The sequence below is a fragment of the Amphritea japonica ATCC BAA-1530 genome (genome assembly GCF_016592435.1).
Taxonomy (GTDB): domain Bacteria; phylum Pseudomonadota; class Gammaproteobacteria; order Pseudomonadales; family Balneatricaceae; genus Amphritea; species Amphritea japonica.
The window spans coordinates 3,807,355-3,833,046 of sequence record NZ_AP014545.1; the positions used below are offsets into that span (position 1 = coordinate 3,807,355).

Consider the following 25,692-nt stretch of genomic DNA (forward strand, 5'->3'; position numbering starts at 1 on the left):
GACGATAAAAAAGCCTGCATAAGCAGGCTTTTTTAATTTTTTCTGTTACATCTCCGGATAAAGAATATCCAACGGTACTGAGCGACCACTATCGATTACTATCGAAGCATGCTTACGCTTCAGCTTGCGCGGTTCTGATACACCACATGAGTGAGCAATCATCTCCACCTCATTCACCAGATGCTGATGATAGCTTGTCACCCTGACAGATTTATTTTCCGGTACCAGGCCTCGTTGCAGGTCTTCATCATGGGTTGTAATACCGGTTGGGCAGGTATTCTTATTACACTGCAACGCCTGAATACAGCCTAATGCAAACATGAAGCCTCTGGCACTGACACAAAAATCAGCACCCATACACAGCGCTGCAGCGACATCTGTAGGGTTTATACACTTACCTGAGGCGACCACTCGAATCCGATCCCGCAGGCCATGCATTATCAACTTATTCACCAAGGCTGGCAGGCTCTCCCTGAGTGGTAACCCGACACTATCCATCAATGGCATCGGTGCTGCTCCGGTCCCCCCGTCACTACTATCAAGCGTAATAAAGTCTGGTGCTTCTTCTATACCCCTGGAGACAATCTGCTCACAGAACTCGTCCAGCCAGTCAGTTGAACCCAGCACCAGTTTGAAGCCTACCGGCTTCCCCGTAACCTGACGAATATGACTGACCGAATCCAACAGATCGTCGATTGAAGCGATATCCGGGTGCCGATTCGGACTTATAGACGCATGCCCTTCCGGAATACCTCGAATTGCCGCTATTTCAGCGCTGACCTTCTCAGCCGGTAACATGCCACCTTTACCCGGCTTCGCGCCCTGGCTAAGTTTGATCTCAAACATTCTGACATTTTCATACGCGGCTTTTTCTCTCAGCTTCTCATCACTGAGCATACCGTGCTCATCACGCACACCATACTTAGCGGTACCTATCTGACAGACGATGTCACAACCACCCTCCAGATGAAAAGGCGATAACCCCCCCTCACCGGTATTCATCCAGCAACCCGCCTCATTAGCTCCCCTAGAGAGCGCCTGAACGGCAGGTTTGGACAAAGCCCCATAGCTCATACCGGAAATATTAAAGAATGACTTTGCATCAAAAGGGTGTCGACAATGAGGTCCAATGCGCAGCGGCTGATTCTTCACCGCATCTTCTTTCATCGTAGGAAACGGGCAATTAAGAAAAAAGTAAGTGCCGGGAATACGCAGGTCCCTGGATGAGCCAAATGCAATCGTATTATCAATATCTTTTGCTGCCCGATAGCACCAGCTACGCTGCGCCCGGTTAAAAGGCATCTCTTCTCTGTCCATAGCAAAGAAATATTGACGGAAAAACTCTCCCAGATGCTCAAACACGTAACGGAAGCGGCCAAATAATGGATAATTTCGTCGAATAGTCTGAGTGGTTTGATTCTTATCTATCTGATAAATAATCAACCCGGTTACCAGCCCACCAATGACGATCAACAGCAAAATGCCGCCCAGAATTGCTACGAAGTTAATCGCAAAGCTACTGACGGGATCGATCATATTCTGCACTCCTTGTTATTGTTTATTAGCGCATATAAAGAAACAGATATCCCAATCCTAACCTGTTGCATCGGCAATGCCTACGGGAACATAAGGCTAAGACAAAATTTTATTCCTGAGGACAAATCTATAGACAAGTTGTTGACACTATTCCGAAAAAAGAAAGTACTTTAGATATAAATAATTCAGGTAAGCTAACACTATTATTAAATTAATCAGGATTTTCACCCTGTGCGAAACAGTCCTCTGACCTGATCCCGGAAACCCGGAAAAACAACATCTTCAACAAAGTTTCTATCTAAGCCCATATGTTGATGTAAAACACCGGCAAACAAAGCACGCATATCAAGTGTCGGCTGTATATCACGTCCTTCAAACAACTGATTCTTAGCCAGGCCCGGCCAGTCACTCTCTACCCGCCCCCCTCTGACTGCACCGCCCAGCAGAAACGCAGCGCTACCGACGCCGTGGTCCGTACCGGATGTACCATTAACCGCCACCGTCCGTCCAAACTCAGTGACAACCAAAACAGCCGTCTGCTGCCAGACTGAACCCATATCATGCATTAAGTTTTCTAAAACAGTGTCAAGCTCACGAAACCTGTTAGCTAACCGGCCTTTTGTTGTGCCTTGCCATGCATGGGTATCCCAGCCACTGCTATCCATTACGGCTATTCTAGGACCATCAATCCGAGTGATAAATCTGGCTGCAGCTTTAGCAACTGTCGATAAATTATTTCTTCCCTTGAGCTTCCCCCCCATAGAGTTGATCATCTGATCTGCATTAAAACCAGCCTGAAGCTTTGGCCCTAAATAGGAATCCTGTTCATACAGCGCCATTAATCGTTCCAGTGTATCTTCATCTGGGTCGGGTAATCGATCCGGAGCCCAGGCTCCCACCGGCACTTGCCCTTGAACAATACGCGGTATTCCTGCACCCAATGAGTATGCATATTGTTCAGGGCTACGACCTGCTGTTAACCCAGTCAAAGCCCGATATAACCAACCGCTTGAATGCCCCAATGGAGCAGTCAAACCAGTTTCCAGTACATCTTGAGCATAAAAATGTGAACGTTGAGCATAGGGGGGCGCAATAGCCTGAAACACTAGCGCTTCCTGACGTCTATACAGCTTGGCAAGGCTTTTAAAGTTGGGGTTTAAGCCAAAGAAGCCATCAAGATCAATTGCTCCTTCCGCCATTCTCGGAGTATTCAGCGCAAGCTTACCTCGTGAGGAACGATAAAAAGGATCACCATAAGCAGGCACAGCAGCCAGACCATCCATCCCCCCCCTTAAGATAATCACCACTAAACGCGGATCTTTAATACTATTGGCAAATGATATTGGCGTGGTAAAACCCAGTGTCAATAAACTGCAAGCTTGAATAAACTGACGGCGACCAATTCCAGATAGCATTATCATCTCCACTGAAAATAAGGTGAAGCTAGCATCAGGCTAGCCGCCTGTGCAGGGCTTGCTGCCCGGCTCATAGCCAGCTTAAGGTTATCAGCTTCTGCAGGTAACACTGTGATAAGCCACTCAATCATTCTGGGAGAGGCTCCAATAGCTGAGCCGGCGGCTAGACCCCATTCAACTCGTTTTTTTAAAGCACTGGACGAGCTCCAGTAGCGAGCCTCATCTGACCATCCAGCAGGAGAGTTTGCTAAGAAAGGCGGTTGATTCATTGTCACTAACCCGGTTCTGACAAACTTTTTAATCCTGCCTCCCATTGATAGATCAATTGTTCTCACCGCTGATAAAACATAATCATAAGGCGTTCTGAATTTTTTTAGCGCAGGATCCCAGGCAGCCTCCAGGTTAACGAGAGTACGATGTAAAGTTGGCAAATGCCCCTTACTAATAAGAAAGCTTCGTTCGAGGATACTTATAACCTCAGCTGGCGGATTGTCTGCTATAAAGTGCTTTGCCAGTTTGGTCGCTATAAAACGAGCAGTAGAAAAATCCAAAGCCAGATCGGTCAACGCTCTTCTTCCCTGTTCCAAGCCTTCGAAATTATACTGCTTCCCCAATAACACCTGTGTACCGGGCTGATGCCGGTGTTTAGAAAAGTAGAATTCTCCTGGCTTTACTCTGGGGTTCTTACTTTTAAATCCGCCGCCGCCCCAACCAGTAATCATATTTGCCAGCGCCAGCACATCCTTTTGCTTATATCCCCCTGAAACACCCAGTGTATGCAGCTCAAGTATCTCCCGGGCCAGGTTTTCATTGAGGCCCCGTTTAGACTTTCGTCCCGCAACAGAGTCCGGGCCAATAGAACGATCATTGTCCAGATAAATCAACATCACTGGATGGGAAACAGCTGCCAGCAGCATATCTGAAAAAGAGTTATTCAGGTTCGAGCGGATCGCTTCATTTTCATACGCAACACAAGCCAAGGATATGATTCTTTTTCCTTTACGTGAAACAGAAAAATGGTTGCTGTAAAACTGAACTAATCGTTCTCTAAAGGGGGTTCGGCTTTGCGCAGCATATTCAAAGCGTTTATTGAAGTTGCTTAACTCTCTGTCAGCAAAGCTCTTTTGCAGAGCTTTAAGCTCACCATTCTTTTTATCGCTATCCTCACTGCCGCTCAGAAGCTTTCTCGTCGACTTCCACTCATGAAAAGCAACCAAACTGCTAGCGGCATCAGCAACCTTCGGCCCTGGATCTTGCTGAACTTGCAACTGTTGCAGCAACCAGCCCTTTGGATCTGCAGAAGAGGCTTTAACATCTGATGGACTAAGACCCAAACCGAATCGATTTAGAGCCCTATTCTGTGAAAACGAAATCACGCTGCTCTCCCATAAGTTGCTTTTCAAGTAATTAAATATCGATACTTAACATCCGCGCTCCATAAAAAATATACTAAAGCAAAAACAAAAAAATCAACGAAATGTTGATTCTTTAATCGTACTAAGAAGCTTTAATAAAAAGCCAGCTGATCAGCTTCTACTGCTTACTCAACCGTCACCGACTTCGCTAAATTTCGCGGCTGATCTACATCCGTACCTTTCAGAACAGCAACATAGTAAGCCAGCAGCTGTAGGGGGATTGAATATATAATTGGTGCCATTACTGTTGGGACATCGGGTAAAGTGATCAGTTCCAGGTCATCGCCCGGTTTTACCTGTGCTTTAGAATCGGCAAACAGGAATAATTTACCACCACGCGCCCGCACCTCTTCCAGATTAGCCAGTAATTTTTCAAGTAGAGAATTATTCGGAGCAACAGCAACTATCGGCATATCCTCATCCACTAACGCCAGAGGGCCGTGTTTCAACTCCCCTGCAGGATAAGCTTCAGCATGAATGTAAGAGATCTCTTTAAGCTTCAGAGCCCCTTCTACCGCGACCGGATAGATAGTACCCCGCCCCAGAAACAGGGTGTGATGCTTATCAACAAAGTGCTCCGCCATTTTCTGAATGGCCGGATCCAGAGCCAGCACCTGTTCACACAGAGCTGATAATTGTTGAAGATTAGCCACCATTTGCTCTTCTTCCGCGTAACCGTTACGGCGCGCTAAAATCAGCGCCGTTAACATCAGCGCAACTAACTGACTGGTGAATGCTTTAGTCGAGGCAACCCCAATCTCCGGACCTGCATTGGTCATCAGAGACAGATCGGATTCACGTACCAATGAACTGCCCGGTACATTACAGATGGACAGAAAGCCCAGATAATCCTGCTCTTTTGCCTCTCGAAGAGCGGACAAGGTGTCTGCCGTTTCACCCGACTGAGAAATGGTAATAAACAGGGTGCCCGGCATGCATACTGTCGCCCGGTAACGAAACTCACTGGCCACTTCAACCATGCAGGGAATACCCGCCAGCTTTTCGATCCAGTAGCGGGCAACGACACCCGCATTGTAACTAGTGCCACAAGCAACTATCTGAACCATTTTAACCTGATCAAAGAGCTCCGACGCATTCGAACCAAATATCTGCTCTAACACCTGTCCCTGATGAATTCGGCCTTCCAGTACATTAGTAATAACTGCTGGCTGCTCATAGATCTCTTTCAGCATGTAGTGACGGTATTCGCCCTTATCTGCCGTACCATGCCCATGTTCGAACTGCTTGATCTCTCTGACAGCCAGGTTTCCAGACCCATCCTCAATAGCGATCTGCCCCTGACTGATCAGTGCCAGATCTCCCTCTTCAAGATAGATAAAGCGATCGGTTACCTGTAACAATGCCAACGGATCTGAAGCGATAAAGTTTTCTTCAATACCCACACCGATCACCAGGGGACTACCCATACGCGTAGCTAACATCCGATCTGGCTGCTGCTGGTCAATGACCGCCAACGCATAAGCACCTTCTAATCGCTCAACAGTCTCCCTCAACGCCTGTTCGAGTGAGCTGCCTTTAGCTACCGCACGATAAATCAGATGAGTAACCACCTCGGTATCCGTATCAGAAATAAACGTATAACCTTCAGCAATAAGCTCTTCTTTCAACGCAACATAGTTCTCAATAATACCGTTATGCACGATAGCAATACGGTCAGAAGAGAGATGAGGATGAGCATTACGCGCTTCCGGTTTACCGTGGGTTGCCCAGCGGGTATGCGCTATTCCCAGATGACCCGGCAACGGATGTTCTTCAAGACCCGCTTCCAGTTCAGCCACCTTACCTACTCGCTTAACATGGTCTAACAATTCCGTCTCAGCGCTATAAACAGCCATACCTGCAGAATCATAGCCCCGGTACTCCAGACGCTTAAGTCCTTCTAACAGAATCGCTGAAATATTCCGGCCAGCGATAGCCCCAACTATTCCACACATAATTCCGTTTCCTTATGACTTTTTAACCGGACGCTGCCAGTTATTGAGATTAAGCTGCTTCGCACGGGTCACTGCCAGCTGATCAGCTTCAATCGTTTTGGTAATGGTAGAGCCTGCACCTACCGTTGCACCTGCGCCAACACGAACTGGTGCAACCAGAGAGGAGTTTGAGCCAATGAAAGCACCATCACCAATCTCAGTCATAGATTTATTCACCCCATCGTAATTACAGGTAATAGTGCCTGCACCTACGTTAACGCCGACACCTACCTCTGCATCACCAATATAGCTTAGATGATTAACCTTACTTCCCTCGCCAATATTCGCTTTCTTGGTTTCTACAAAATTGCCCACTTTTGCGTTCTTCGCTAATACACTACCTGGGCGAAGACGGGCAAAAGGGCCTATGTCGCAATTTTCAGCAACGACCGCCTGGTCAAGCATCGAGTTTGCTTTGATACAGGTACCGGAACCGATAACCGAGTCTTTAATAATGCAGTTCGCCTCGATTGTGACGTTATCGCCAATACTCACCTTGCCTTCCAGAATCACGTTGATATCGATCGACACATCATGCCCAACATTCACCTCTCCACGAATATCAACTCGAGCAGGGTCGGCCAGACTTACGCCTTCCAGCATCAATGCCTCAGCCTCACCAAGTTGATACCACCGCTCCAGCTCTGCCTGCTGCATACGGTTATTAACACCCTGCACTTCCTGCTCCGTAGCCGGGTGAATAGCCTGAATCCGTACACCCTGTTCAGCAGCCATGGCAATAATATCGGTCAGATAGTATTCACCCTGGGCATTATTAGCGGATAACTGCGGAATCCACTCTTTTAATAACGCAGAAGGCAGCGCCAGAATCCCGGTGTTAACTTCTGTAATTTTCAACTCTGCTTCGCTGGCATCCTTATGCTCAACGATAGCCACCACATCGCCGGTATCACTACGGACGATCCGGCCATAACCGGTGGGGTCCGCCAGGTTAACTGTCAACAAGCCAAACTGCCCCCTTTCTGCGATCTTCACGAGCTCTGACATCGTTTCTGATCGCGTTAAAGGAACATCTCCGTACAACACCAGTACCACACCATTATCGGAGACCCCAGGCACCGCCTGAGCGACCGCATGACCGGTTCCCAGTTGCTCCGTTTGCAATGCAAACTCGACAGTCTGTTCAGACAGCAGCGACTGAACTTTTTCAGCCCCGTGGCCAATGACAATATGAAGCCGGGAGTCCGGTAAAATAGATGCATTATCGATAACATGTTGCAGCATCGGCTTACCGCCAACCGTATGCAGTACTTTAGGCAGAGAAGATTTCATCCGACTACCCTGACCCGCAGCCAGGACAACAATATCAAGCTTATTCAAAACAGATGCATCCTTGGTTTATGACAGCATTAACCACTTCCAGTGGTCTGCTGTTATTGACATAAGTAACAATTTAACAGAACTTTAATATAACTGCTTACAGATGCAATATTAAACGTCAGAGAAAAATTGACAAATATGAATGAAGAACTGTTTGAACTACTCGGACTTACCAAACGTGAAATCACAATCTACCGTGCACTCCTCTCTCTGGGGCCCAGTGCAATAAGAACTATCGCCGAAAAGGCGGGTATTAACCGGGGTACAACCTACGATGATCTGAAAGAGATGCAAAGAAAGGGAATTGTCACTTATCTGCCTAAAGGTAAACGTCGTTTGTTTACTTCCCGGGAGCCAGAGGTACTGTTACAACTGGCAGAAGAGCGTCGCCATTCCCTCAACTCAGCGATAGATCAGTTAAAAACCAAAGTAGTGCCCGAATTGCACCACCTGATGCCGGACTTTAATACGGCTAATGTGAGCTACTACGAAGGCGACAGTGGTATTGAACTGGTACTGCGGGACATTCTCAATACGGTCTCTAAACAGAACCCCCGAAGTTACTCCATCTTCTCTTCAAAGCCGATCCGTAAACATCTCTATCGCCCCTTTCCCAACTTTACGGCCCAGCGAATTCAAAAAGGTATCGAAGTAAAAGTTATCGCTATTGGTGACGGGGGTGAAGATGCTGAACTGAGTGAACGTAAGTGGATAAAAACCGAAGGTAAGGTTGATGCTGCCTACATTGCGGTATACCCGCCAAAGTGTGCCATTATCTCGCTCGCCTCAGCCAACTATCCAACTGCTGTGGTAATCGAATCTAAGGAGGTTGCTGCCGCACAAAAGATTATTTTTGATACCTTGTGGGGACTGTTATAAATAGCTAATGGCTAATGGCTAATGGCTAATGGCTAATGGCTAATGGCTAATGGCTAATGGCTAATGGCTAAACAACTTTGACCCTGTCCATTAAGCTTTTACTAGCCAGCAACGAAGTTGCATCTAGCTACTAACAGGTGACGTAGTCACATCTAGCAACTGATTACTTTTTTTGAATAAAAAAAAGCGACCTTATCGGTCGCTTTTTATTCGAGTAGCAGTTAAGTAAGGTTGGGTTATTTACCCATCTTCTTACGAATCTGCTGAATAGTACGCAGTTGAGCTGCTGCTTCCGCTAGCTGAGCAGTCGCACGGGAATAATCCAGTTCGCTACTTTGATCAGCCATCGTATGTTCAGCATGCTTCTTAGCTTCTTCTGCAGCTGCTTCGTTGATATCACCCGCACGAAGTGCAACGTCCGCTAGGACAGAGACTCTGTGTGGCTGAACTTCAATGAAACCGCCAGAAACGTAGAAGATCTCCTGCTCACCACCCTGTTTCTTTAGCTCTACAGGACCTGGTTTCAGTTCCGACAGAAGCGGAGCGTGGCCTGGGTAAATACCCAGGTCACCCAGGCTACCTGTCACTGAAACGAACTCAATAAGACCAGAGAAGATCTCTTCTTCAGCACTTACGATGTCACAATGAACAGTCATAGCCATGTTGTTATCCTTTTAAAAGGTTAACTAAGCGCAATTACATGCTCTTAGCTTTTTCAACCACTTCGTCGATACCGCCAACCATGTAGAACGCTTGCTCAGGAAGCTCATCATAGTCGCCTGCAAGGATGCCCTTGAATGCGCTGATGGTGTCTTTCAGAGATACGTACTTACCTGGAGAACCGGTGAATACTTCAGCTACGAAGAATGGCTGAGACAGGAATCGCTGGATCTTACGAGCGCGGGTTACTACCTGCTTGTCTTCTTCAGACAGCTCGTCCATACCCAGGATTGCAATGATGTCTTTCAGCTCTTTATAGCGCTGCAGTACACCCTGCACCTGACGGGCAGTATCATAATGCTCCTGACCAATTACCAGTGGATCCAGCTGACGTGAAGTCGAATCCAGAGGATCTACCGCAGGGTAGATACCCAGCTCAGCAATTTGACGAGACAGTACAACTGTAGCATCAAGGTGCGAGAAGGTTGTCGCAGGAGATGGGTCAGTCAAGTCATCCGCTGGTACGTATACCGCTTGGATCGACGTGATAGAACCTGTCTTAGTCGAGGTGATACGCTCCTGAAGAACGCCCATCTCTTCCGCCAGTGTAGGCTGGTAACCTACCGCAGAAGGCATACGACCCAGCAGTGCAGATACTTCTGTTCCTGCCAGTGTGTAACGGTAGATGTTGTCAACAAACAACAGTACGTCACGACCTTCGTCACGGAATTTCTCAGCCATTGTCAGACCGGTCAGCGCTACACGCAAACGGTTACCTGGAGGCTCATTCATCTGACCGTATACCAGAGATACTTTATCCAATACGTTGGATTCTTTCATCTCGTAGTAGAAATCGTTACCTTCACGAGTACGCTCACCTACACCCGCAAATACGGAGAAGCCAGAGTGCTCGATCGCGATGTTACGGATCAGTTCCATCATGTTTACGGTTTTACCTACACCGGCACCACCAAACAGACCAACTTTACCACCCTTCGCGAATGGGCATACCAGATCGATTACCTTGATGCCGGTTTCCAGCAGCTCGTTAGAAGCCGCCTGGTCAGCATAAGAAGGTGCTGCACGGTGAATAGGCATACGCTCTTCTTCGCCGATCTCACCACACTCATCAATTGGGTTACCCAATACATCCATGATACGACCCAGTGTTGCTGTACCTACAGGTACAGAAACTGGCGCACCAGTGTTTACTACGTCCAGACCACGGCTTACGCCTTCGGTCTGACCCATAGCGATTGCACGTACAACACCGTCGCCCAGCTGCTGCTGAACTTCAAGTGTTAGACCGGCTTTATCTACCGTCAGTGCATCATAGATCTTCGGTACATTGTCACGTGGGAATTCCACGTCGACTACTGCGCCGATGATCTGAACAATACGTCCGCTACTCATGTTCGGATCCTCTTAACATTTAAACCTGTTAACTGCCTTATACAGCAGCAGCACCACTTACGATCTCAGAAATTTCCTGAGTGATCGCTGCCTGACGGGCCTTGTTATAGACCATCTGCAGTTCATCGATCAGGTCGCCAGCGTTGTCAGTTGCGTTCTTCATCGCCAGCATTCGTGCTGCCTGTTCACAGGCATTGTTCTCAACCACGGCCTGGTAGACCAGGGACTCAATGTAACGAACCAGTAAGCCGTTCAACAGCTCTTTTGCATCTGGCTCGTAGATGTAATCCCAGTGATGGTTAAGACGGTCATCATCGTCTTCTGCTTTCAGCGGAAGAATCTGCTCTACCTGTGGATCCTGAGTCATGGTATTAACGAATTCGTTAGACACCACAAATATTTGATCCAGCTTGCCTTCATCGTAAGCATCCAGCATCACTTTAACGGTACCTACCAGCTCAGCTGCTTCAGGCTTATCGCCCAGACCAGATTTAGCTGCGATTACGTTACCGCCAAATGTTTTAAAGAAGCTTACAGACTTAGAACCCAACGCACAGATATCGATTTCGATATTCTGGTTGTTAAATTCGTTCATCTTGGCAATAGCTGCCTTGAACGCGTTAATGTTCAAGCCACCGCAGAGACCACGGTCAGTTGCTACAACAATGAAACCGACACGCTTTACTTCGCGCTGCTGCAGATACAGATGCTTATATTCAGGATTGGATTTCGCCAGGTGCTGAATTACGCCTCGGATACTCCGGGCATAAGGACGGCTTTCCTGCATACGATCCTGAGCTTTACGCATTTTAGATGCAGCTACCATTTCCATAGCGCTGGTAATCTTACGTGTGCCCTGAATACTGGCTATCTGCGTCTTTATCTCTTTTCCGGCTGCCATAGTTCCACCTATTAAACCTTTACTTAGTTCAGGCCTGCATCACTAGAATGCAGACCCCCACTCTGACGAGTTATTACCAAGTTTGGGTAGATTTGAACTTCTCGATACCAGCCTTGAATTGAGACGAGATCTCATCATTGTAGTCGCCGCCTTCATTAATCTTACCCATTACATCAGCGTACTCGCTGTTGAAATAAGAGATCAGGGCTGCTTCAAAATCAAGGATCTTGTTCAGGTCGATATCGTTCAGGAAGCCTTCGTTCGCAGCGAACAGACTCAGACCCATGTCAGCAACTGACATTGGGGAGTACTGCTTCTGCTTCATCAGCTCGGTTACACGCTGACCATGCTCAAGCTGAGCACGGGTCGCATCATCAAGGTCAGATGCGAACTGAGCGAATGCCGCCAATTCACGGTACTGAGCCAGTGCCAGACGTACACCACCACCCAACTTCTTGATGATCTTGGTCTGAGCTGCACCACCTACTCGGGATACAGACAAACCAGCGTTGATCGCTGGACGAATACCTGAGTTAAACAGGTCCGCTTCCAGGAAGATCTGACCATCAGTGATGGAGATAACGTTGGTTGGTACGAATGCAGATACGTCACCACCCTGTGTCTCGATTACTGGCAGTGCTGTTAGGGAACCAGTCTGGCCCTTAACTTCACCGTCAGTGAATTTCTCAACATAGACAGGGTTAACACGCGCAGCACGTTCCAGCAGACGCGAGTGAAGATAGAATACGTCACCTGGGTATGCTTCACGGCCTGGTGGGCGGCGCAGCAACAGGGAGATCTGACGGTAAGCCCAAGCTTGTTTAGTCAGGTCATCGTATACGATCAGAGCGTCTTCACCGCGGTCACGGTAGTATTCACCCATAGTACAACCAGCATAAGGAGCCAGGAACTGCATCGCTGCAGGATCTGATGCACCGGCTGCTACTACGATGGTGTGATCCATCGCGCCGTGCTCTTCCAGCTTACGTACAACGTTTGCAATAGTGGACTGCTTCTGTCCGATTGCTACGTAGATACATTTAACGCCGGTACCTTTCTGGTTGATGATAGCGTCAATCGCAATCGCAGATTTACCAATCTGACGGTCACCGATGATCAGCTCACGCTGACCACGGCCGATTGGCACCATGGCATCAATGGATTTCAGACCAGTTTGAACTGGCTGATCAACTGATTGACGCTCGATTACACCAGGTGCAACTTTTTCGACTGCGTCAGTCAGGTTTGTTTCAATAGGGCCTTTACCGTCGATCGGGTTACCCAGGGCGTCTACTACACGACCCTGCAGTTCCGGACCAACAGGTACTTCAAGAATTCGGCCAGTACAACGCGCGGTCATACCTTCTACCAATCCCTGATAGTCACCCAGTACTACAGCACCTACAGAGTCACGCTCAAGGTTGAGCGCCATACCGTAGATACCGCCAGGGAATTCAATCATTTCCCCGTACATTACGTCAGCCAGGCCGTGAATCAGGATAATACCGTCAGAAACGCTGACGATAGTACCTTCATTACGGGCTTCAGAAGAGACATCAAGTTTCTCGATGCGGCTCTTCAGAATCTCGCTGATCTCAGATGGATTCAGTTGCTGCATGTTTAATCCTCACACTCAGGAGTTCATTGCTTCGGCTAGCTTAGCCAGTCGAGCACGAATTGAGCCGTCGATAACCATATCGTCGGTTCTTACGATCACACCACCGATGATGGACTTGTCCACTTCGGCAGTTAGACTCACTTCGCGACCCAGCTTAGAGCTCAGTGCCTGAGTTAATTTTTGTTGCTGCTGCTCGCCCAGATCAAAGGCAGTCGTCAGGCTCACTTCAACAGAATGCTGTTGGTTCGCTTTCAACTGTTCAAACTGCGCAGAGATCTCTGGTAACAAAGCCAGGCGCTGATTGTCTGCCAATAAAGAAATAAAATTCTTTGTTGGCTGGTCCATCTGTTCTTCACAGACAGTAATCATTGCTTCAGCTTTCTGCTCGCTGGTCAGTCCAGGGTTACCCAGTACCAATTTCATCGTCTCATGTTGAGCAACGACAGAAGTCGTTGTCAGCATTTCAGACCACTGGTCCAGGCTACCCTTGTCCGCAGCGTGCTCGAAAGCGGCTTTGGTATAAGGCCGAGCGACTGTATTAAGTTCAGCCATCGTAAACCTCGCTTAAAGCTCAGCAGCTAGTTTTTCAACAAGCTGTGCATGTGCGTCAGCATCAACAGACGCTTCCAGAATTTTCTCTGCACCGGCTACTACAAGAGTAGCAACTTGAGCGCGCAGAGCTTCTTTCGCACGGTTAGCTTCCTGATCGATTTCAGCTTGAGCTGCAGTGACAAGGCGTGCTGCCTCTTCACGTGCTTTCTCTTTAGCTTCGTCAACGATCTGATTAGCTCGCTTATTAGCCTGTTCAATGACGGCGGCTGCTTCTTCTTTACTCTTACGCATATCAGACATGGCTTTTTCTTGAGCCAGTTCTAAATCACGCTGAGCGCGGTCAGCAGCGTCCAGACCTTCTGCAATTTTCTTCTTACGTTCTGCTAGCGCACCAGTAATTGGTGGCCAAACGTATTTCATACAAAATACAACGAAGAAGGCAAATGCGATGATCTGACCAATGATGGTTAGATTAATATTCACGCCATTACCTCTCGCGGTTGTCTTAAAAAGTAGTTACCCATAAAGGGACGTATGTAGCTCTACTTATGCAACAGCGAACAGTACGTACAGACCCAGACCTACACCGATCATAGGTACGGCATCAACCAGACCCATTACGATGAAGAATTGAGTACGAAGCAGAGGAATCAGTTCAGGCTGACGAGCAGCTCCTTCCAGGAATTTACCACCCAGAATACCGATACCTACTGCAGCGCCTACAGCACCCAGTCCCATCATCAGCGCACCAGCGATGTATACAATAGCACTTGCCATTTCCATCAGTTTATCTCCGATTTTAAGCTAAAGTTAAAGTTAAATTGAATTCGTTTTATTATTCAGTTATTACAGCGACTTAGTGGTCTTCATGCGCCATGGCCAGGTAGACAATAGTCAGGACCATGAAGATGAACGCCTGTAGCGTAATTACCAGAATGTGGAAGATCGCCCATGGCACAGACAGCAGCCATTGAGCCCAGAAAGGCAGCAGAGCGATCAGGATAAAGATCATCTCACCTGCGTACATGTTACCGAACAGTCGCAGTGCCAGAGATACTGGCTTAGCCAGCAGACCTACGATCTCCAGGAACAGGTTGAAAGGTAGCAACCATTTGCCCAGTGGCTGAAATGCCAGCTCTGCAAGGAAACCACCTACACCTTTCATTTTAATGCTGTAATAAAGAATCAGAGCAAATACAGCAAATGCCATACCCAGAGTCGCATTGATATCTGTAGTAGGTACGACCTTCATATATACGTGATGTGGATCAGCACCAAAAGCTTCACCAATTTTCTGAGCCAGGAACGGTAACCAGTCAACTGGCACCAGGTCCATGGTGTTCATCAGGAAGATCCAGACAAAAATAGTCAGTGCCAGAGGGGCAATAAGTGCATTTTTGTAGTGGAAAATACTGCTAACGTTATCTTCTACGAACTCTATAATTGTTTCTACAAAGTTCTGTGTACTGCCGGGAACATCGGAAGTTGCTGCTTTAGCAACCTTGCGGAACATCCAGATAAAAAACATACCCAGACCGACAGACCACAACATTGTGTCTACGTGAATTGCCCAGAATCCCATTTCTGCAGCTTCCTGAGCGGTATGGGCAAAGCCCAGACCATTTTCAGGATGCGCACCAAACGTCCAGTTCGTCAGGTGGTGGGATATATAGGCTGAGGAAGTCATTTCGCTAGCCATTACTATCTCTCTCATTCAAAGTTTTAAGAATCTGTTATTCAGCTTCAACTGAGCGAAAAATCCGACCAGTTGCAGCCATATATAAGTGCCAAATAGGGAAAATGGATTCAAAGGTTGAACCAGAATAAACACCGCAGAAAAGAGTGCGATGGATAAGCCCATTTTCCATATTTCACTCGTATACAACTGTGTCACCACAGCACCAGGAGTATTTTTTGCCTGCTTTGCAACCAGTGCTCTATAGGCAAATACATAACTTGGCAGCAGGAAAATCAATCCACCGCAAAGCGATGAATAGGCCGCACTCAAGCTATGCAGAAGTGAAACTCCCGCAATCACTATTAAACTAACTACTTGAATCAGGAAGACTTTCCTAAACTGCTGCAAGGCGATACGAGCATGAACGCCAATTTTCTGGTGCCCATTTCTCATATAAATACAGCCTCAGTTCCCCTAATCTGCTGTTGAATAGTCTTTCTTCTATTTTCAACAGCCAGCGCATTATAGGGGCTTACGCCCTTATCATCAATATGATTCAGACCGATTTACACCTTTGTATTAGAACAAGATAGATACAAGAAGTAGGTAAATACCCTAATAACGGTAGACAGTCATGATTTAAATCAGAAGAAAGCTTACTGTATTGCTTTTAGGATCGCTTCAAATTTCTCACGATTCTCATACGCAATAGTGATTTTACCTTTCCCTGCGGCATTCTCACTGATTGTTACCTTGCTATTCAGATAACCGGTCAGACTCTCAGAGAGATCTTTCAAAAGAGGGTCCGGTTTATGAGTCTCTTTGGCGGGCTCTGTTTTTTTCTGCTGAAGTTTACGTACCATCTCTTCAGTCTGTCTCACCGATAACGTTTTACCGACAACATCCTTAGCCGCACTGATCTGTTCCGGACCTTCCATTCCTAACAAAGCACGTGCATGACCCATCTCAAGATCGCCATACTCAAGCATTTTTTTAACTTCGTCAGTAAGGTTCATTAAGCGTAACAGGTTAGTTACCGAAGACCGGGACTTACCTACCGCATCTGCAACTTCCTGTTGAGTTAGTTCAAATTCTCGCTTGAGACGATCCAGAGCGATCGCCTCTTCCATCGGGTTAAGATTTTCACGCTGAATATTCTCTATCAGCGCCATCGCAATCGCTGCTTCATCAGGCACATCACGAATAATTGCTGGAATCTCATCCAGACCGGCCATCTGAGTAGCACGCCAACGACGTTCACCAGCAATAATTTCGTACAGATTTTCTGATACAGGGCGTACAACAATAGGTTGCATGACACCCTGAGCTTTAATCGAATTAGCTAACTCTTCAAGTGCCTGTGGTTCAAGATCCCGACGTGGCTGATATTTACCCCGCTGAATCTGGTCTATGGGCATCAACCGATAACCATTACTACCTTCGGTGCCAGCCTGTGCTACAGCTTCATCTGCAAAGTTCGAACTGTTTGACAATAATGCATCCAGTCCCCGTCCCAAACCACGCTTTTTAGCCGCCATCGATCAGCCTTCCTGTTCCTGTTTGCCTGCCTGTTTATCATCCTGTCCGATCTTCCGGATCAGTTCTCCTGCTAACGCCAGATAAGCGATCGCTCCGCGGGAGTTCTTATCGTACATCAGTGCAGGAAGTCCATGACTGGGCGCTTCTGCAAGACGTACATTACGTGGAATAACCGTGCGATAAACCTGATCTCCGAAGTATTCCACTAAGTGCTCTGAAACATCTTTAGTCAGGCTCATACGCGGGTCAAACATAGTACGTAAAATACCCTCAATTTTTAATGAGGGGTTCAAACGCTGATTTATTTTATTGATCGTACCAATTAACGCACTAATCCCTTCCAGCGCATAATATTCACACTGCATTGGGATAATCACACCGCTGGACGCCGCTAATGCATTGACTGTTAACAAATTCAGAGAAGGAGGATTATCGATAAGAATAAAATCATACTGATCCTGGATCGTCTCCAGAGCCATTTTCATACGGAATTCCCGTCGCGGTAACTGTAACAACTCTACTTCCGCAGCCGTTAAGTCGCCGTTAGAACCTACCAGATCATAACCAGCTGGTGCTTTTTTGATAATCGACTCTTCCATTGTCGCATCACCGGTCAACACTTCATAAACCGAGTTCTTCAGGTGATGTTTATCGACTCCACTCCCCATAGTCGCGTTACCCTGAGGGTCCATATCAACCATCAGTACCCGCTTCTTGGTTACCGCCAGTGAAGCTGCCAGATTAACGCAGGTCGTGGTTTTACCCACCCCGCCTTTCTGGTTAGTGATGGTTAATATTTTTGTCACAGGCTCGTTCTCCCTAACTTCAGCAGATGCCGCTCGCCATCAGTTCCGGGAACATCTAAACGGATACTCTGACGCAGGTTAATGGATTCTGGCAATAACGCTATCTCTTCAACAGGATACATCCCTTTCATTGCAAGAAAAATACCCTCGTCAGAGCAGAGATGCGATGTCCAGTGAATCATATCCTGTAATGATGCAAAAGCCCTTGATATGACGCCATCAAACAGGACCTCAGGGGTATATTTCTCTACCCGCTCATGAATCACATCAATATTGTCTAATCCCAGCTCCGCTTTAGCCTGAAACTGAAAACGACTTTTTTTTATATTACTATCCAGTAAGGTAATCGGCAGATCCGGTCGACAGATTGCCAGAGGAATACCAGGTAACCCTGGCCCGCTACCGACATCAATAAGCCTTTCAACATCGATGTAAGGTAACACACTCAAACTATCTATCAGGTGACGGCTGATCATCTCTTCTGGTGAACGAACCGCTGTGAGATTGAACGCTTTATTCCACTTGATCAGCAACGCATGATAATTAAGCAACTGCTGATACTGCTCGGAGGTAAGCTCCAGACCGATCTGACGGCACTGTTGCTCAAGTAAATTATGATACTGCTGGTCCATCAATCCTGAGCCTTCTTTTGAGTCATCTGTTTTTTCTTCAGGTGAATCAGCAACAACGAGATCGCTGCAGGCGTCATTCCCTGAATGCGGGATGCCTGAGCGATACTCTCTGGTCTGACATCTTCCAGTTTAGCGGTTAGTTCGTTAGACAAGCCACCGACCGACCCATAATCAAAATCCAGGGGTAACAAAGTCCCTTCCTGACGACGAACCTTCTCAATATCATCTTTCTGACGATCAATATAACCGGCGTACTTAATCTGAATCTCAACCTGATCAGCAACTTGCGGATCACTCACTGGGTCTCCTTTAAGACCGGCTACCGCGGCATAATTAAGTTCGGGACGCTTAACCAGATCCTGAAGATTATATTCGCGGCTGATTGGTTGCTGTAATTGACCATTAAGCTTTTCAGCTTCAACTGTGCCCGGCTGAATCCAGGTCTCTTTGAGACGCTGATTTTCCAGCTCAATCGCTTCTCGCTTCTCGCAAAAACGCTGCCAGCGCTGATCATCAACCAGACCCAGCTCACGACCTTTTTCGGTGAGGCGCAGATCTGCATTATCTTCTCGCAATATCAGCCGGTATTCTGCACGACTGGTAAACATTCGATACGGCTCTGATGTTCCCAGGGTAATCAGGTCATCCACCAGTACCCCCAGGTAGGCTTCATCCCGGCGCGGAAACCACTGCTCTTTGTCCTGTGCGCGCAGTGCTGCGTTAACGCCGGCGAGCAACCCTTGAGCACCCGCTTCTTCGTAACCCGTAGTACCGTTTATCTGTCCGGCAAAGTAGAGACCATTTATCAGTTTGGTTTCCAGAGTATGCTTCAGATCCTGTGGATTGAAGTAATCATATTCAATCGCATAACCTGGACGGGTTATAAAGGCATTTTCAAACCCTTTTATTGAGCGTACAGCCGCCAGTTGAATATCAAACGGTAAACTGGTCGATATACCGTTTGGATACAGCTCATGAGTAGTTAAGCCCTCAGGTTCAACAAATACCTGATGGCTGGTTTTATCAGCAAAACGAACAATTTTATCTTCAACTGATGGGCAATACCGTGGCCCTACTCCATCAATAACGCCGGTGTACATCGGTGATCGATCTAAGCCAGACCGCAGAATATCGTGTGTCCGTTCATTGGTATGAGTAATGTAACAACTGATCTGGCGGGGGTGATCAGCCAGAGAACCCATAAACGACATAACCGGTGTTGGTGTATCACCTGGCTGCTCCTGCATCAGATTGAAATCAACACTGCGTGCATCAATTCGGGGAGGAGTGCCGGTTTTTAATCGATCCACTCTAAGCGGTAATTCACGTAAACGATCAGCCAGTGCAATCGACGGTGGGTCTCCCGCCCTGCCCCCAGAATAATTATCCAGGCCGATATGAATTTTCCCCCCCAGAAAAGTGCCAACCGTCAGGACGATATTGTTGGCAAAAAAGCGCAGACCAGACTGGGTTACTACCCCTTTGACCGATTCACCTTCCATTATCAGATCATCAGCAGCTTGCTGAAATAGTTGCAGATTAGGCTGATTCTCAAGAATCTCACGAATCGCTGCTTTATAAAGAATACGGTCAGCCTGAGCTCGGGTAGCTCTAACCGCGGGTCCTTTTCGGGAGTTAAGAGTACGGAACTGGATACCACCTTTATCGGTAGCTATACCCATAGCTCCACCCAGAGCATCAATCTCTTTGACCAGATGGCTTTTACCGATACCACCGATTGCGGGGTTACAAGACATCTGTCCCAACGTTTCAATGTTATGGGTCAGAAGTAATGTCTTTACACCGGTACGTGCAGCTGCCAGTGCCGCTTCAGTTCCGGCATGGCCACCACCAATTACGATCACATCAAAGTGGTCAGGATACTCCACTTAATTAACCTCGTTATTTAACTGTTAAAAGCCTGAATGGTTATACCTGTAGGTATAGGGCTCAGAAAAAGGGCGCTAAGTATAAACCTAAGGGGGCAATATAGAAATGGTTAAACTTTGTACACACAGTTGATCTTTATTTTGTTTAACGTCTTTTATATATAAGTAAGTATGTTCTTAAATATGTTCTTTATATTTATGTTTATTATTAAGCAGACCTTTTTCAGTGCGTAACCCTATAAAAGCCTTATATATCAATTTATTATGAGTCATTGAACTCTGTTGTATAACTGCCAGTAACCCTTTAATAGCTTGTATCAGAGCTGTGTATAAACAGGCGGTTTATGCACAACCTCAATTATACACAGCTTTACTAAGGGGTTACCCCTCGCTAGTTATACAGTTTGTTAACAGGGTTTAGGGGATAAAATATTGATTGGATACTGCTTAAATGAATAGATGATGGCATTAATTGTTGGCTTAACTTTTCAGAGCTCTCTCATGACTCTTCTTTATGCTTCACTATGTAGATATTATTCAATTTATTCCCTTCTATTCATTTATATCAATAAGTTAGACTTCATCCGCTGAATTCACCCTGCTGACGGCATCAATATTTGGGCAAAGTTAGTCTTAGCACTATTAAAAAGATAACCCTCGTAAATACACAGTTTATTCCCTGATAATTCACTGCTTATCCACAAAAAAATGTGCATAATTTTAATGCCTCATATATGAATGATGCATAACTTATTGATATTTAAGTAGTTGCTGTTTATTGGATATCCGCTGGTAATGTTTATAACTTTTAGGTGTTAAACATTACGTCAGTGGGTAACTTTAACTATTCAGGTTGTTAAGGTGAAGGTCTTAGCCAGGCGTTGATCAAAGCTTAACGCCTTGCTGAGTCAGCCACTGCTTTAGCTGGCCTAGCGGGAGTGCACCACTGATTCTGGCGGCCTCTTTACCCTGTTTAAACAGAATCAGGGTGGGGATTGAACGGATCTGTAAACGAGCAGCGATAGTCTGTTCCGCTTCAGTATCCAGTTTTGCTAGTCTGACATTAGGTTCAAACTGTGCGGCTGCCTGTTCAAATACCGGGGCGAACTGTTGGCAAGGCCCACACCAGGTAGCCCAACAATCTATCAAAACAGGGATATCATTACGGCTAATCATGCTTTGATAGTTTGCACTGGTTAGTGCTGTGGCAGCTCCCTGAAAGAGAGGCTGCTTACACTTACCACATTTAGGTCCATCGCTTAGTCTGTCGGTGGGAACTTTATTTGTTGCTGAACAGTTAGGGCAGCTGATACTTGAAGTCATAGTTAGTCCTTACTTACAAAGCGATATTCTAGTTTACTTGCCGATGCAGAATGAGCTGAATATACGGCCCAGCAGATCATCAGAACTGAATTCACCGGTGATTTCACTCAGGTTCTGTTGTGCCTGGCGCAGATCTTCCGCTAACAGTTCTCCTGCGCCACCATAGATGAGCTGTTCCTGACCGGTTAACAACAGGCTTTGGGCACGATTAAGGGCATCGATGTGTCGACGCCTGGCAAGAAATCCACCCTCTGTTGTACTGGCGAAGCCCATGCAGTCTTTAAGGTGCTGGCGTAGGTTATCAACGCCGATGTTTGCCTTGGCTGACAGGGATATCAGGGTATGCCCATCGTGTTCACCCATGACAGGGTGTTCTGATGTAAGGTCACATTTATTTCGGATAACGGTAATCTTACTTCGGTCCTCAAGGTGATTCACAAACTCAGGCCAGATTTGTTCCGGATCATCGGTGGCAGTGGTTGTTCCATCCACCATTAAAAGTACCCGGTCAGCTTTTTGAATCTCATTCCAGGCGCGACTGATGCCGATGCGTTCGACTTCGTCAGGGGCATCCCGTAAGCCGGCGGTATCAATAATATGCAACGGCATCCCATCAATATGGATATGTTCCCGTAAAACATCCCGGGTGGTACCGGCAATATCAGTGACAATGGCGGATTCTTTACCTGCGAGTGCGTTGAGCAGACTGGATTTACCTGCATTGGGTCGACCAGCGATGACGACATTCATGCCTTCGCGAATCAAACTACCCTGTCGTGCTTCCTGTTTAACATCGGTTAGCGTATCGATGATCTGCTGAAGGTCGCCAGCCACTTTTCCATCGGCGAGAAAGTCTATCTCCTCTTCCGGAAAGTCGATAGCTGCCTCAACATAGATACGCAGCTGTGTCAGGGATTCTACCAGGGTATGAATACGATCAGAAAAGGCGCCTTGCAATGATTTTAGTGCGCAACGGGCAGCTTGTTCAGAGCTTGAATCGATTAGATCCGCAATGGCTTCAGCCTGGGTCAGGTCCAGTTTTTCGTTGAGAAATGCCCGTTCCGAAAATTCGCCAGGATTTGCTAGTCGGGCGCCGCAATCAACGACCCGACGCAGGATAAAGTCCATGATTATCGGGCCACCATGACCCTGAAGTTCCAGAACATCCTCACCGGTAAAGGAGTTCGGTCCGGGGAAATATAGCGCGATCCCCTGGTCCAGTTGGTTTTTTTCGGCATCATAGAAGGGGCCATAATGGGCATACCGCGGTTTAGGTACATACCCTATTACCTGCTCCGCTATGGTGGCTGCCAACTTTCCTGAGACGCGAACAATACCAACCCCTCCACGTCCAGGGGGGGTTGCTTGAGCGGCTATTGTGTCCTGATCAACCAGAGCCATTGAAACCTCGGTAGTGTTTATTGAGTCTTATGAAAGGCGGAATCCTAGCATATTTATTTGAGCATAAGTTGCTAGAACGGCACTGGGTGCCTCGCTAGACGGGAGCTGTGCTCCCTTGCTAGTGGATAGACTATCTTTTTCTAGCAAGCGACGAAGTTGCATCTCGCCACTAACAAACAGTGTAGCTGCGTTCTGATATTTAAAAAAAAGGCCTCCGAAGAGACCTTTTTATCAAGCTGAGAGATTCCGCTTACTTACCGCTTGGTTCAGCTTCAATCTGCTTGTTAATAACGTACTGCTGAGCGATAGACAGAACGTTGTTGATCAGCCAGTACAGTACCAGACCTGCCGGGAACCATAGGAAGAAGAAGGTAAATAAGATCGGTAGCATCTTCATTATCTTCGCCTGCATTGGGTCTGGAGGTGTTGGATTCAGCATCTGCTGAATAAACATAGTGCCGCCCATCAGAATTGGCATTATGAAGTAAGGATCCATGACAGACAGATCGGTGATCCATAGTGCGAACGGAGCGTGACGCAGTTCGACTGACTCCAGCAACACCCAGTACAATGCAATAAATACAGGCATCTGTGCAACGATAGGAAGACAACCACCCAGAGGGTTAATCTTCTCTTTCTTATACAGCTCCATCATTGATTGCGACATCTTCTGACGGTCATCGCCATAAAGTTCTTTCAGGCGGGTCATCTCTGGGCCGAATTTACGCATCTTGGCCATCGATTTAAAGGCTTTAGCATTCACCTGGAATAGCAGAGCTTTAACAACAATGGTGATGAAGATGATTGCTACACCCCAGTTACCAACAATGTTGTGAATTGCTTTTAGCAACCATGCCAGTGGCGAAGCGATGAACCAGAGAATACCGTAATCAACGGTCAGTTCCAGATCAGGTGCAGCAGCTTCGAGTAACTCCGTTACTTTAGGACCAGCATAAAAGTTAGCACTTACTGACTGGGTATCACCTGCAGCCACATCAAAAGAGGGGGAAACAAATCCCGCAATGTAGCTACCGGAACTAACACGACTGCTGTAGCTGTACTCAGCTCCCGGTGAAGGAATCCAGGCACTCAGGAAGTAGTGCTGAGACATTGCTACCCAACCATCAGGGCTAACTTTCTTAAAATTAGCTTCCTGCATATCATCGAAAGATATCTTTTCGTAAGAGTTTTCAGTGGTTGAGAAAACGGCGCCAAGGAAAGATTGCATACCCATATCGGTTGTCTGAGATGGATCATCAGAACCGTCTCGCTTAATCTGACCAAACAGCTTGCCCTGCCAGGCTTCAGAAGAAGCATTGTTAACGATATATTCCAGCTCTACCTGATAGCTATCAGGCACAAAACGATAACGTTTAGTCACTACCACACCGTTGTCGCCGGTATGAACCAGGTCAACAATCAACTCATCACCTTCCAGTTGGTAGCTGTTTTCCACGGTTGTGTAAGTTGGACGTCCATCAGGATTTGCATCCGGGCCGTTTCTACCGATCAGGCCGCTTTGAGAAACATAGGTGCGATTACCATTCTGTTCCAAAAGGACAAATGGCAGATCTGCCCCCAGCGATGCTTTGTACTCAGGCAGAGCAACTTCAATAATGTCGCCGCCTTTAGTATCGATTAACAATTCCAGCACATCAGTTTTAATACTGATCAATTGCTTCTGTTGATTGTTAATAGCTGCTTTAGCACCCGGTACGTCGGAATTATCAGTCATACTCGCTGTTTGAGGCAAGTCACTGTTGACTTCAGTAGGGGTTTCAGTGGCTGACTGATATGCGGAAACAGATTCAGTCTGAGCAATAGGCTCCGGTGTAGTACCGTAGTCCTGGTTCCACTTTAGCACCAGCATATATGAAATAATTGCGAGTGCACCGATCAGAATTATGCGCTGTACATCCATGGTTTCTGGACCATTCAGTTATTTATGTGATGAGGATTTAGGTTTCGCCTTGTCCTTGGCCCGTTTAATCAGTCGTGTCCAGCTGCGCGAAATAAGCGACTGTATTTCCTCATTCTCTAAGTCCCCTAGCCCTTTTCTGGCAAGGATGACGATATCGACATTGGGAAGTGAATACTGATTTAAACGATAAGACTCGCGAATGATACGCCGAACGCGGTTACGATTAACAGCTAAACGGATATTTTTTTTGGAAAAGACGAAGCCAATACGGGGATGATCGAGCGTGTTTGGACAGGCAAGGATCAACAGATGTTTATCTGACACCTTGATACTAGCTCGGCTGAATACCTGTTTAAAATCCCCACCGGTTAACAGTCTTAACTGGCGGGGATAGCTGAATTCATTCATTCAGTGAGCCTGGACGGGCAAAAGCTTATGCTGCCAGACGCTTACGGCCTTTAGCGCGACGACGATTAATGATCGTACGGCCGTTTTTAGTTGCCATACGTGCACGAAAACCGTGAGTACGCTTACGCTTCAGGTTGCTTGGTTGAAATGTTCTTTTCATTGTTCAGTCCTACTAACATACGTTGTGGTGGTATCAGTAAGGTTGCTGAATCCCACGGCCAAAAACAGACGCGGAATTCTAGTGAAAAGTAATTCACTTTGCAATCATTTATAGGGATCTAATTGAAAAAAGCCCTAATTTATTGCTTGTCTTTTTACAGGGTATTCAATGAAGAGCTGAAAAGCTTATTTATTCAGATATGCACAAATTA

The 25,692-nt window shown here is 46.8% G+C and carries 24 protein-coding genes; 1 reads left to right on the top strand and 23 read right to left on the bottom strand.

Annotated elements, in window-relative coordinates; all coding sequences use genetic code 11:
* Positions 1-45: 45 nt before the first annotated feature.
* The 5 genes from AMJAP_RS17585 to glmU form a co-directional block, all read right to left on the bottom strand.
* Entirely contained in the window at positions 46-1,536 is a 1,491-nt protein-coding gene (locus AMJAP_RS17585) for an FMN-binding glutamate synthase family protein (RefSeq protein ID WP_019621262.1), read from the bottom strand.
* A gap of 224 nt (positions 1,537-1,760) precedes the next feature.
* On the bottom strand, positions 1,761-2,951 hold the full coding sequence (locus AMJAP_RS17590; protein WP_019621261.1) for a DUF1501 domain-containing protein: 1,191 nt from the start codon (positions 2,949-2,951) through the stop codon (positions 1,761-1,763).
* Positions 2,952-2,953: 2 nt separating this feature from the next.
* Positions 2,954-4,327 (bottom strand): DUF1800 domain-containing protein, encoded by a 1,374-nt coding sequence (locus AMJAP_RS17595; protein ID WP_026340058.1) that lies wholly within the window; start codon positions 4,325-4,327, stop codon positions 2,954-2,956.
* A 164-nt stretch (positions 4,328-4,491) separates the two neighbouring features.
* Positions 4,492-6,321, bottom strand: coding sequence for a glutamine--fructose-6-phosphate transaminase (isomerizing) (gene glmS / locus AMJAP_RS17600; RefSeq protein WP_019621259.1), 1,830 nt, complete (start codon positions 6,319-6,321; stop codon positions 4,492-4,494).
* Between the two features lie 12 nt (positions 6,322-6,333).
* The gene (gene glmU, locus AMJAP_RS17605) at positions 6,334-7,701 is read right to left on the bottom strand and encodes a bifunctional UDP-N-acetylglucosamine diphosphorylase/glucosamine-1-phosphate N-acetyltransferase GlmU (RefSeq protein WP_019621258.1); all 1,368 of its coding nucleotides are present in this window, start codon (positions 7,699-7,701) and stop codon (positions 6,334-6,336) included.
* Positions 7,702-7,839: 138 nt separating this feature from the next.
* On the opposite strand from glmU, the gene AMJAP_RS17610 reads away from it, so the two are divergent.
* Positions 7,840-8,580: a TrmB family transcriptional regulator gene (locus tag AMJAP_RS17610; RefSeq protein ID WP_019621257.1), complete on the top strand. Its 741-nt coding sequence runs from the start codon at positions 7,840-7,842 to the stop codon at positions 8,578-8,580.
* 236 nt (positions 8,581-8,816) lie between these two features.
* Here AMJAP_RS17610 and AMJAP_RS17615 read toward each other — a convergent pair whose 3' ends face one another.
* From AMJAP_RS17615 to rpmH, 18 genes are all read right to left on the bottom strand, one after another.
* Positions 8,817-9,242, bottom strand: coding sequence for a F0F1 ATP synthase subunit epsilon (locus AMJAP_RS17615; RefSeq protein WP_019621256.1), 426 nt, complete (start codon positions 9,240-9,242; stop codon positions 8,817-8,819).
* A gap of 34 nt (positions 9,243-9,276) precedes the next feature.
* Complete coding sequence (gene atpD / locus AMJAP_RS17620; protein ID WP_019621255.1) at positions 9,277-10,653, bottom strand: F0F1 ATP synthase subunit beta; 1,377 nt, start codon at positions 10,651-10,653, stop codon at positions 9,277-9,279.
* 37 nt (positions 10,654-10,690) lie between these two features.
* The gene (gene atpG / locus AMJAP_RS17625; protein WP_019621254.1) at positions 10,691-11,554 is read right to left on the bottom strand and encodes a F0F1 ATP synthase subunit gamma; all 864 of its coding nucleotides are present in this window, start codon (positions 11,552-11,554) and stop codon (positions 10,691-10,693) included.
* Between the two features lie 73 nt (positions 11,555-11,627).
* Positions 11,628-13,172 (bottom strand): F0F1 ATP synthase subunit alpha, encoded by a 1,545-nt coding sequence (gene atpA, locus AMJAP_RS17630; RefSeq protein WP_019621253.1) that lies wholly within the window; start codon positions 13,170-13,172, stop codon positions 11,628-11,630.
* 15 nt (positions 13,173-13,187) lie between these two features.
* Positions 13,188-13,724 (bottom strand): F0F1 ATP synthase subunit delta, encoded by a 537-nt coding sequence (locus tag AMJAP_RS17635; RefSeq protein WP_019621252.1) that lies wholly within the window; start codon positions 13,722-13,724, stop codon positions 13,188-13,190.
* A 12-nt stretch (positions 13,725-13,736) separates the two neighbouring features.
* A complete protein-coding gene (locus tag AMJAP_RS17640; protein ID WP_019621251.1) occupies positions 13,737-14,207 on the bottom strand; it encodes a F0F1 ATP synthase subunit B in 471 nt (156 codons plus the stop codon).
* Positions 14,208-14,270: 63 nt separating this feature from the next.
* Complete coding sequence (gene atpE / locus AMJAP_RS17645) at positions 14,271-14,507, bottom strand: F0F1 ATP synthase subunit C (protein WP_019621250.1); 237 nt, start codon at positions 14,505-14,507, stop codon at positions 14,271-14,273.
* Between the two features lie 73 nt (positions 14,508-14,580).
* Positions 14,581-15,423, bottom strand: a complete 843-nt coding sequence (atpB, locus tag AMJAP_RS17650; RefSeq protein ID WP_019621249.1) for a F0F1 ATP synthase subunit A — start codon at positions 15,421-15,423, stop codon at positions 14,581-14,583.
* Positions 15,424-15,438: 15 nt separating this feature from the next.
* The gene (locus tag AMJAP_RS17655; protein WP_019621248.1) at positions 15,439-15,855 is read right to left on the bottom strand and encodes an ATP synthase subunit I; all 417 of its coding nucleotides are present in this window, start codon (positions 15,853-15,855) and stop codon (positions 15,439-15,441) included.
* 203 nt (positions 15,856-16,058) lie between these two features.
* Entirely contained in the window at positions 16,059-16,940 is an 882-nt protein-coding gene (locus AMJAP_RS17660) for a ParB/RepB/Spo0J family partition protein (RefSeq protein ID WP_019621247.1), read from the bottom strand.
* Positions 16,941-16,943: 3 nt separating this feature from the next.
* The gene (locus AMJAP_RS17665) at positions 16,944-17,747 is read right to left on the bottom strand and encodes a ParA family protein (protein WP_019621246.1); all 804 of its coding nucleotides are present in this window, start codon (positions 17,745-17,747) and stop codon (positions 16,944-16,946) included.
* Positions 17,744-18,379 (bottom strand): 16S rRNA (guanine(527)-N(7))-methyltransferase RsmG, encoded by a 636-nt coding sequence (gene rsmG / locus AMJAP_RS17670; RefSeq protein WP_019621245.1) that lies wholly within the window; start codon positions 18,377-18,379, stop codon positions 17,744-17,746. Before rsmG ends, AMJAP_RS17665 begins: the two co-directional genes overlap by 4 nt.
* The gene (gene mnmG, locus AMJAP_RS17675; protein WP_019621244.1) at positions 18,379-20,268 is read right to left on the bottom strand and encodes a tRNA uridine-5-carboxymethylaminomethyl(34) synthesis enzyme MnmG; all 1,890 of its coding nucleotides are present in this window, start codon (positions 20,266-20,268) and stop codon (positions 18,379-18,381) included. The genes rsmG and mnmG overlap by 1 nt, the downstream gene beginning before the upstream one ends.
* 885 nt (positions 20,269-21,153) lie before the next feature.
* Positions 21,154-21,591: a thioredoxin TrxC gene (gene trxC, locus AMJAP_RS17680; RefSeq protein WP_019621243.1), complete on the bottom strand. Its 438-nt coding sequence runs from the start codon at positions 21,589-21,591 to the stop codon at positions 21,154-21,156.
* Positions 21,592-21,624: 33 nt separating this feature from the next.
* Positions 21,625-22,992, bottom strand: coding sequence for a tRNA uridine-5-carboxymethylaminomethyl(34) synthesis GTPase MnmE (mnmE, locus tag AMJAP_RS17685; protein ID WP_019621242.1), 1,368 nt, complete (start codon positions 22,990-22,992; stop codon positions 21,625-21,627).
* Positions 22,993-23,242: 250 nt separating this feature from the next.
* Positions 23,243-24,913: a membrane protein insertase YidC gene (yidC, locus tag AMJAP_RS17690; RefSeq protein WP_019621241.1), complete on the bottom strand. Its 1,671-nt coding sequence runs from the start codon at positions 24,911-24,913 to the stop codon at positions 23,243-23,245.
* A gap of 18 nt (positions 24,914-24,931) precedes the next feature.
* Positions 24,932-25,321, bottom strand: coding sequence for a ribonuclease P protein component (gene rnpA, locus AMJAP_RS17695; protein WP_019621240.1), 390 nt, complete (start codon positions 25,319-25,321; stop codon positions 24,932-24,934).
* Between the two features lie 25 nt (positions 25,322-25,346).
* Complete coding sequence (rpmH, locus tag AMJAP_RS17700) at positions 25,347-25,481, bottom strand: 50S ribosomal protein L34 (protein WP_019621239.1); 135 nt, start codon at positions 25,479-25,481, stop codon at positions 25,347-25,349.
* Positions 25,482-25,692 lie beyond the last annotated feature (211 nt).